This is a genomic window from Paenibacillus sp. cl6col (assembly GCF_900102125.1).
Classification (GTDB): Bacteria; Bacillota; Bacilli; order Paenibacillales; family Paenibacillaceae; genus Paenibacillus_B; species Paenibacillus_B suaedae.
In genome coordinates, this window is record NZ_FNAZ01000009.1 from 261,227 (window position 1) to 270,484 (window position 9,258).

General features: G+C 46.2%; 11 protein-coding genes. 10 read left to right on the top strand and 1 reads right to left on the bottom strand.

From position 1 onward, the window contains the following. Nucleotides 1-124 precede the first annotated feature (124 nt). Genes BLS15_RS22460 through BLS15_RS22480 form a run of 5 tightly spaced genes read left to right on the top strand, consistent with a single transcriptional unit; the run spans nt 125 to nt 4,064 of the window. Nucleotides 125-805, top strand: coding sequence for a DUF2625 family protein (locus BLS15_RS22460; RefSeq protein WP_231515033.1), 681 nt, complete (start codon nt 125-127; stop codon nt 803-805). Then, on the top strand, nt 802-1,806 hold the full coding sequence (locus tag BLS15_RS22465) for a Gfo/Idh/MocA family protein (RefSeq protein WP_028531432.1): 1,005 nt from the start codon (nt 802-804) through the stop codon (nt 1,804-1,806). Before BLS15_RS22460 ends, BLS15_RS22465 begins: the two co-directional genes overlap by 4 nt. Further along, nucleotides 1,803-2,468 carry an HD domain-containing protein gene (locus BLS15_RS22470; RefSeq protein WP_028531431.1) on the top strand — a complete coding sequence of 222 codons (666 nt, stop codon included), beginning with the start codon at nt 1,803-1,805 and terminating at the stop codon, nt 2,466-2,468. The genes BLS15_RS22465 and BLS15_RS22470 overlap by 4 nt, the downstream gene beginning before the upstream one ends. Further along, complete coding sequence (locus BLS15_RS22475; protein WP_036666639.1) at nt 2,449-3,360, top strand: phosphotransferase enzyme family protein; 912 nt, start codon at nt 2,449-2,451, stop codon at nt 3,358-3,360. Before BLS15_RS22470 ends, BLS15_RS22475 begins: the two co-directional genes overlap by 20 nt. 29 nt (nt 3,361-3,389) lie before the next feature. Then, complete coding sequence (locus BLS15_RS22480) at nt 3,390-4,064, top strand: O-methyltransferase (protein ID WP_021253528.1); 675 nt, start codon at nt 3,390-3,392, stop codon at nt 4,062-4,064. Between the two features lie 106 nt (nt 4,065-4,170). Here the strand turns inward: BLS15_RS22480 and BLS15_RS22485 are convergent, their stop codons facing one another. After that, a complete protein-coding gene (locus BLS15_RS22485; RefSeq protein WP_028531429.1) occupies nt 4,171-5,052 on the bottom strand; it encodes a LysR family transcriptional regulator in 882 nt (293 codons plus the stop codon). 128 nt (nt 5,053-5,180) lie between these two features. Between BLS15_RS22485 and BLS15_RS22490 the strand changes: the two genes are divergently transcribed. The 5 genes from BLS15_RS22490 to BLS15_RS22510 form a co-directional block, all read left to right on the top strand. Further along, nucleotides 5,181-6,077 (top strand): DMT family transporter, encoded by an 897-nt coding sequence (locus tag BLS15_RS22490; protein ID WP_028531428.1) that lies wholly within the window; start codon nt 5,181-5,183, stop codon nt 6,075-6,077. Nucleotides 6,078-6,206: 129 nt separating this feature from the next. Further along, nucleotides 6,207-6,551 (top strand): YojF family protein, encoded by a 345-nt coding sequence (locus BLS15_RS22495; RefSeq protein WP_021253524.1) that lies wholly within the window; start codon nt 6,207-6,209, stop codon nt 6,549-6,551. 68 nt (nt 6,552-6,619) lie between these two features. Continuing rightward, nucleotides 6,620-7,276, top strand: coding sequence for a bacillithiol biosynthesis deacetylase BshB2 (bshB2, locus tag BLS15_RS22500; protein ID WP_021253523.1), 657 nt, complete (start codon nt 6,620-6,622; stop codon nt 7,274-7,276). 299 nt (nt 7,277-7,575) lie between these two features. Further along, a complete protein-coding gene (locus tag BLS15_RS22505; protein ID WP_090513773.1) occupies nt 7,576-8,826 on the top strand; it encodes a TolB-like translocation protein in 1,251 nt (416 codons plus the stop codon). Nucleotides 8,827-9,014: 188 nt separating this feature from the next. Next, on the top strand, nt 9,015-9,258 hold a 244-nt coding region (locus tag BLS15_RS22510; RefSeq protein WP_139170712.1), incomplete at its 3' end, for a transposase.

The window sequence follows — 9,258 nt, forward strand, 5'->3', positions numbered from 1 at the left end:
ATTTTGATTGACGGTCTTGGTTCATATAGCGCATAGTAGGACAGAGATATGAAAATGTGAAGCTACTAACGAAATTTGCACTTTCTATCAACAAGAATATCATGTCGGAAAAGGGGATGAAATATTGAGCAGTGATGTGAATGGTGACGTGAACGTGAATGAGCAGACATGGAACGAGATACTCCGTATTTTTGACGAAGGAACTAACCGCATTAACGTCTTGTTCGTTGATCCTGCACGAGCACAGAATACAGTATCGAGTCTGCAAGTAAGCGAACGCAGTTACCTAGGTGCAATTGCGCGTCATTCGGGAGGTGTCCTAGTAGATGGCGGTTGGATTAAGCTGCTTGGCTCCGGAAATGATGCTGTATTTGGCGATTTACTGAGCTGGAATGGCTTTGGTAATGACATTGGCATCACTCTGCTACATGGTGCATGCATAATTGCCTATGACTTGGCAGGTGGTTTCTTTGCCTTGAATGGCGGCTGCTTCGCTAGCGAAGGACATAATGTCTATTATTTTGCCCCGGATACATTAGAGTGGGAGGATACGGAATTGTCTTACTCCGATTTTTGTGAGTGGCTGGCCAATGGGGACTTGGAGCTTTTTTACCGTACATTCAGATGGGATGGCTGGGAAAACGATATAGCAGCGCTGAAAGGAAATGAAGCAATCAGTTACTATCCACCGTTATGGACGGATGAAGGCTCGGCGGAGCGCAGCAGCAGAAAAGCTGTCCCTGTTGCCGAATTGTGGAACTTATACATACAACAACATGCGAATGGAATGGAGAACGAACAATGACGAGGAACAAAATCAAATTAGCAGTTGTAGGTTTAGGAAATATGGGGAATTACATGATTCGAACCATTTCCAATCCAGGGTTGGCAGAACAAGTGGAACTGGTTGCGATATGTGAGGCGAATGCGGCTGCACGTGAACAATATCAGAAGGATTACCCGCATGTGCAGTACTATACAGACTATTCCAAAATGATTGAAGAATTGGATATCAATCTTCTATACGTATCTGTCCCTCCTACCTATCATTATGATATCGTATGCGCGGCATTACGCAAAAAAATTCATGTCTTCTGTGAGAAGCCGCTTGCTAACAATTTACAAGAAGCTGCTGAATTGCTCAAGCTGGCAGAAGAAGCGAACGTAGTTCATGCTATTCATTTCTCAATGCCACACGAGCCATCAGTGAAACGAATGGAGCAGATGATTAAGGAGCAGGCCATTGGAACGATCCGCAGTATGGAGCTTATCCTGCATTTTCCGACGTGGCCGCGCAGTTGGCAGCATAATAGCTGGATTTCGACACGAGCACAGGGTGGATTCGTGTTAGAAGTAGGCGTTCACTGGATTAACGTTATACAGAAACTGTTCGGCACGATTACGCATGTACAGAGCGAGTTGGAACTGCCAGCGGATGAAGAACGCTGTGAAACAGGGATACGTGCAAAAATGCTGCTGAACAGTGAGGTTCCGATCTATGTGAATGGCTTATCGGGCATGGCAGGCGCGGAACGTGTTTCTCTCGTTGTTTATGGCAGTAAAGGCACAATTGCCCTTGAAAATTGGAGTGAGCTGCATGTTGGAGCAATTGGACAGCCACTGGAGAAAGTTGCCGTTGAAGAAATCGAGCAAACTCCGATAGTCGCTCAGGTCATTCGGGCCATTCACGGAGAGCATGCCGATTATTTCGATTTTCGTGATGGGTATGAAGCTCAGGTTGTCCTGGAGGCGTTGCGACATCCGGCGTCGCCACAGCTTGCGGACATTCGGAAGGCAGCAGAATGAAGATGAACGAGGAGCAGCGAGGATGGATTGAACGAGCAGAGCAATATGTCCACGATGAGCTGTGCCGCGACAGCAGCGGGCATGATTGGTGGCATATTGTTCGGGTAAGGCGCCTGGCAGTCCGCATTGCAGGTGAAGAAAGAGCGGACGTGCTCATATGTGAAATGGCGGCGCTGCTTCACGATGTGGCAGATGCCAAGCTTAATCCGGATCATGACAGCGGCTTGCAGAAAGTTGCACAGTGGCTGGAGTCAAATGGCGTCGAATCAAAGATTCGCGACAAAGTCCTTTCGATCATTGCGAATATGTCTTACAATGGCGGTCATAATCCGCCGATGGACTCGATTGAGGGACAAGTCGTGCAGGATGCAGACCGATTGGACGCAATGGGGGCAATCGGAATCGGACGCACATTCGCATATGCTGGATGGAAGGGTCACCTTATGCATGATCCCTATCTTGCTCCTAGGGAAGCGATGACCGAAAGCGAGTATAGGCAGCAGCCTTCCACGGCCATTAATCATTTCTCCGAGAAGCTGTTAAAGCTGAAGACGCTCATGAATACAAACAGCGGCAAACAATTGGCTCATAAGCGTCATCTTGTTATGGAAGAGTTCTTGGAGCAATTTCATAAGGAATGGAATGCAGAAGATGATAAGTGAGCCGTTATGGAGCAGTTGGATCAGTACGCTGGAGAGAGCCTATTCAATTGGACAGATCATACGTATTGAACCGTTAGCGAAGGGAACGAGTTCAGATGCCAAGCTAGTTGTGGCAAGCGATGGGAAATACGTGCTGCGCAAGCTGAAAAACGAGCTTCAAGGAGAGACAGAGTATAAGCTTGCGAATCGACTTCAATCCTATAACATTACACCTCCAATCCTTCTTGCAGCGGAAGATGTTTGTATCAAGTTGGATGAAACTTACTACAACCTTCAACCATATATGGATTCGATAGCGCGCGAGGAGATCGACTATTTTGAATTGGGACAAACGGTGGGACAAATGCATCTTGTCATGCAGCATGAGGATAACATCCCAGAACAGCCAGATCGGTTCGACTTGGACTTGACATGGAATCGAGTGCAAAAGCGATACCGTGATGAGGAAGCAGAATGGCTGTGTGAACTTCAGGCTCCAGTCACGCAAGCAATATCCTACCAGCATGAGAAGAATGGTATGATTCATGCCGACCTTGGCATGTGGAATGTCATATATACGCATTCAGGATGCCGCATCATTGATTTTGGTGAAGCGCGTTACGGCAATATTCATTTTGATCTTGCTGCCCTGCTGGATTCTAGTGTGAAGTGGACTGGCGAACAAGAAGATCGTATTAGGTCATTGCACAGTTTCATAGAGGGATATATGCTATACGGGAAGGTAGACGCTGACTTACTGCTAGAAAATATCCACCTCTGGATCATGAGAGGGGTGGTTGTGATCATAGATCGTTACGGACTAGAGCAGCGTACCCATCAATATTGCAGCAGGAGTATGCAGAAGTTGACGCATATGAAAGAGATTGTAGAACGTCTCTATCTAAGCAGGTAAGAGTATATGAGTCAATAGGAGGCAAGGACATGAATCAACAAGATACATGGACAGCAGTTGATCATTACTTTAATCAGCAACTCATTCCTTCCGATCCTGTGCTGGAAGCAGTACTGGCTGAAAATGCCGCTGCAGGCTTGCCGGCTCATGATGTATCGCCCAATCAAGGCAAACTGCTGCATCTTCTGGCCAAACTCCAAGATGCTCGAACGATATTAGAAATCGGCACATTAGGCGGCTACAGTACGATATGGTTTGCCCGTGCACTGCCGCAGGACGGCCGGCTATACACGCTGGAAGCCAGTCTCAAGCACGCCGAAGTCGCACAATCGAACCTGCTGAACGCAGGCGTAGCGGAAAAAGTGGAGATTCGAACAGGACTTGCCGCTGATTCGCTTGCTCAGCTTGACGAAGAAGCGCGCGGCCCATTCGATCTTATTTTTATTGATGCAGACAAGCAGGGCAATCCAGAATATTTGAAATGGGCTTTAAAGCTGTCCCGTCCGGGAACGCTCATTATCGGGGACAATGTCGTCCGCGGCGGCGCTGTCGTAGACGAGTATAGCGATGATCCAAGCGTATTAGGCGTGCGCAGCTTCTTCGAACTGATTGCTGCTGAGCCACGCTTAAATGCTACAGCGATTCAAACCGTTGGAAGCAAAGGCTATGATGGATTCGTAATGGCTTTAGTAGTCGAAGAGTGAATAAAATGAAGAACAGCCCTGTTCTCAATTGAGGCAGGGCTGTTTGTGCTAGAAGCAAAATTGGAAGCATATAGAGCCTTGATGGAATCAGAACAGAATCTGATTATCAAGGCTCTTCTTTATGACAAAATAACTCCTGTGCTGTTCGTATGAACAATTGGACGGCAAGTGAACATTCCGTAAGGGAAGGGGCAGCTAATAAAATCTCTCTTCGTACCATCGGATCGAGCTCGCGTGTCACAATATGAGGAGGTGTAGTAATCAGCGATAATTCTGATAAAATGGCCACCCCCAGCCCTTCCTGGATCATATTGAGCAGAGCCCCCGTGTTATGAACGACAAACTTGATATTCATGCTGGTTTCCGTCTTCTCAAAAATGTTAATTATGGGGATTTCATTACCTCCCTTGCAAATGATGAGCGGTTCATCATTCAAATCTTGAATGCAAATAATGGGCTTGTGACATAAGGGATGATCTTCCCGCAAGAGTGCAACCATCTTGTCATTGTACAGTGGTATGGTCTCAAATTCGAAACTAGGCTCTGTAATAATGCCAATGTCTATTTCACGTGAAGCCAACCATTTTTTAACCTCGTTTATTGTCCCTTCATGCAATTCGATTTCCAACTGAGGGAATCTGTGCTCGATACGGCTAATAATCTTAGGTAAGAAAAAGGCAGATGCGGTTGGAAATGAGCCAATGCGGATCGTGCCTATCTCCAATCCCTTTTCAGCAGCAGCCTCTTGTTCCAGCTTCTCAATTCCAATCATAATGTCGCGAATATGGATGAGCATGCGCCTTCCTATATCTGTTAGAAGTATGCCGTTCTTTCGATCACGAATCAGAAGAGTAACGCCTAGATCGGCTTCCAAGCTTGAAATGGCACGGCTAACTGCAGGCTGCGTCATATGAAGAATATCTCCGGCTTTTGTAAAGCTGGAGGTTTCAGCTACGGTCAAAAAAGTACGCAATTGGGTAATGGTCATAACGATTTTGATATGCTCCTTATAACAATGATTCATTTTATTTATGCACATAAACAATATAACATGATACATGGAGGTGTAAGTAAACTTTTACAGATAGAATGGTAGGGAAGGAATGGATGAATATGATGAACCAGCTGTCCAAACATAAAACGATTTTGCTGCTTGTCTTTCTTGTGATTATGTGGGGTGTGAACTGGCCTTTGACGAAAATAGGTCTTCAGTATGCGCCTCCATTGTTATTTGCGGGGCTGCGTACCTTTATCGGGGGGATCATTTTGCTCCTGCTTGCGCTGCCGCGATACAAAAGCCTGCGGCTCAAGGAAACGTGGCCCATTTATTTAGTGTCTGCCTTTTTGAATATTGTGCTGTACTATGGCCTAATGACATTCGGCTTGCTCTATACGCCTGCAGGGCTTTTTTCAGCAGTTGTATTTCTTCAGCCTGTCTTACTAGGCGTGTTTTCATGGCTATGGCTGGGCGAATCGATGCATCCGAGAAAAATGTTCGGCTTAGTGCTTGGTTTCCTGGGTGTTGCCGTCATTTGTGCGTTTGGCATTATTGGGCATGCATCGGTGATTGGAATCGGTCTCGCACTTGGTACGGCACTTAGCTGGGCATTCGGAACCGTCTATATGAAGCGAATTAGCGAGCGTGTCGACTCCCTGTGGGTCGTATCGCTGCAGCAAACGATCGGAGGCTTGCTGCTAACGGGTTCGGGGGCATTCATTGAGAACTGGTCAGATATTGTATGGGACTTGTCGTTTATCTTGAATTTATTGTTAATATCTATTTTCGTCATCGCATTAGGCTGGCTGACTTACTTTGTGCTGATCGGGTCTGGGGAGGCCAGCAAGGTGGGGGCCTTTACTTTTTTAATTCCACTCATCTCGAATATCGCAAGTGTCATATTTTTGCATGAACAATTTACGTTCAATTTGGTAGTAGGACTTGTCTTCATTTTGTTCAGCATATACCTTGTTAATGTGAACTCGAGACGAGATAGGTCATTAATTGCAAGCTAAAGCAGGGTTACGGTAGGATGCGGGTTGTTTGCGCGAATAGGTACGTAAGCTATAACTTTATATGATACAATGAGAACTGAAATTCATATCATAAAGTCAGCGGTTAATTGATCCATGGAGGAACGAATCATGCAACTTATACAACCAGATCGCGTTCAACAGCAGCTGCAAAGCTTACAGGATAAGTTGTTATATGCGCATCTTGAGATGACTACTGGTGCTTATGCGGCACATCGGGATAAATCAAAAATGACAGCATCCGTATTTTTTAAAAATGCCCCCGTCCGCTATTCACATGGCACATTGGCAGGAACAGGCCCTTATCGTATCGGCCTAAAGACAGAGCAAGGGTGGATTTATGCGGAAGGGCTGACACATTGGGAAGAGAGCGACGAGAAACGCCTGATTATGGCTGGCCATGATTCGGAGGGACGTTTGCTTGTCAGCTTCATGCTTAGTGAGCAGCCATTCTAAGGAACAAGCCTTCTCACTGCTGATTGCGAATGATCATTATTAGGAGACAACTGAAGAGGGGACATCAAATGGAATCACAACAGCGCATTGTCGTCGTGCTGCCTCATCCCGATGATGAAGGGATTATGGCAGGTACATTAGCGAGACATATTCATCAAGGCATGACCGTTACTTATGCATGCTTGACATTGGGAGAGATGGGGCGGAACATGGGCAACCCTCTCTTTGCCAATCGGGTGACATTGCCGCTCATCCGCAAGCAAGAATTGCTGGAGGCGTGCAAGCGGATCGGAATCGAAGATGTCCGCATGTGGGGCTATCATGATAAAACGATTGAGTTCGAACAACAGGAGAAGCTGGCGGGAAGAATTGCTGACTTGCTGCTAGAGCTTAAGCCGGAAATTGTATACACGTTCTATCCGGGTCATAGTGTGCATCCGGATCACGATGCAACCGGAGCTGCGGTCGTGCAAGCGGTGAAGCTGCTACCTGAGAGCGAGCGCCCTAGGGTATTGTGCATCGCATTCTCTTCGAATCGCAAGGCTGTGTTAGGGGAGCCAAGCGTTGTGAATGATGTTAGTGACTTTGTCGAGCAGAAAATACACGCTATTCATGCACACCAATCGCAAGTGAGGTTCTTATTAGACAATGGAACGTTGGAAGATCCGGCATTTCGAGCTAAATATAGCAAGGAAGTATTCTGGGAATATCGGTTTGTCAATTAGTGCTTAACGCTAATTGTAAGAGTAATAGACACTCGATTTATGAAGCTGACGGCAGCTTTATAATCGAGTGTTTTTAATTGTTAGGGAATTCGCGGTTGATTCACGCCATTGACAATGACGGTTGCGGAGCATATGGAGTAATTTACTTACTTGTCCTCTCGTAACGACACTCGCAGAATTGTGTGCTGCGACTTGATAAGATCCAGAAGGTTTATGTAAATGTATCCATGCATGATCCGGCCAACACATATGCTGTTCGCTTCAGTGGCACACTAAGGAAAATGATAAGTAGGTGTGTCATGAGAAAGTGCATACAAGCCATAGTTGTATTCGTGCTGCTGTTCGTATGGTCGACACCCTCTAGTGGATGGCCGACTAATTCGTCCTATACAGCTGCGTTTATTCGCAACAATGATTTATGGATAACTAGCGGCACACAAGAGACACAGATCACAACAGGGGAGTACATCCGGAATCCCAAATGGTCGCATGACGGGATGTGGGTCGCTTTTACAAAAGGCAAGGAAGAGAATGAGGTTTGGGTATACCATATGACTACGAAATCGCTTCGAAAAGTAGGAAAGGGTCAGAATATACAGTGGTCGCCCAAGCACAGCATAGTCGCATTTCAAACCGATTACACGCTTCGAATGGCCAATGTGGATACACCTAGCACCCCAATTGTGACAACGATAGAAGACAACATCGGGAACTATGCTTGGAATCCGAGCGGAAATGGATTCTTGGTATCCACACTCTCTAAGCTGCTGCCAACTGGGAAATGGGAGGATATATTGTTATATCGTATTGGCTTAGACACCGAAACAGGTACACCCAATAAAGTACTGCTGTATCGGATTCCCAATCAAACTGATGATTTCTTCGCCGTGTTAACCAGCACATTCAAATGGTCTCCTGATAGGAAATGGATCGCCTTTATCGCTGTTCCCACTGCGTCATTATCTGCAGATAGCAATACACTCTGCCTGCTGTCCTCAGATGGGACAATCTTTCTGAAAGTGGGAACCATGCTCCATGATGAAGAATGGTTCAACTGGGCACCAAGTGCAAATCAACTTGCTTATATTGCGGGTGAGGGAAGAGAAGCAACAAGCAATAAAAAATTGACCTTATTAAGCAGCTTGACACCAATGAAACAGCAAATCTATACTCCTGCGGACAAAGTAGAGACTGGCTTCACTTGGTACAATGATCGTACAATTGTCGCGTCGAGAGCTGACGAAGCGTTGTGGTCAATCGATGCGGAGAAGAGGCCGTTGCCTAAGCTTGTGAAGGTTGACCTTGATTCAGGGCAACAAGCGATGCTGTCGGCTCCCGCCATGGGATTCGGCGATTATGCGCCTGTGTTCGTGGAAGATGGAAGGAAGGTAGCGTGGATTCGAAGCAATCGTTCGACAGCAGATGTTATGTTGTCAAGACCTGATGGCAAGAATGCGCATGTGTGGATTCCAAATCTGACACTCGGGATCAATTACTATGAGCGATGGAATTGGAGCGAGGTATTTCAACCTTATGGGACGAGTGATTAGGGGGTTCCATCGGCACATCCAGCTCATGCATCGAGGGTTCTAGTCGAACGATGTAAAAAAGACGGGGAGTTCGCTGAGGCCACTGAAAAAGTCCATCTCATGTTAAAGGTACAGCCCCTCAAGAAAATTGAGGAAGCTGTACCTTTTTTCGCTTATAATGAAAGCATCATGGAGAGCGGGTGAGCGAGATGATTCGTCAACAACAAACCTTGGTTCTGAGTCCTTATGCGGCATTGTATGACATCGTCGTGCCGAAGGACAACATGCTCCGTCAAATTAATGAACTGGTGGACTTCACCTTCATATACGAGGAATTGGAAGCAAAATATTGTTTGGATAATGGACGCAACGCCATCGACCCCATTCGCATGTTTAAATACTTACTGCTGAAAGCTATCTTTGAACTGTCTGACGTAGATATTGTCGAGCGTT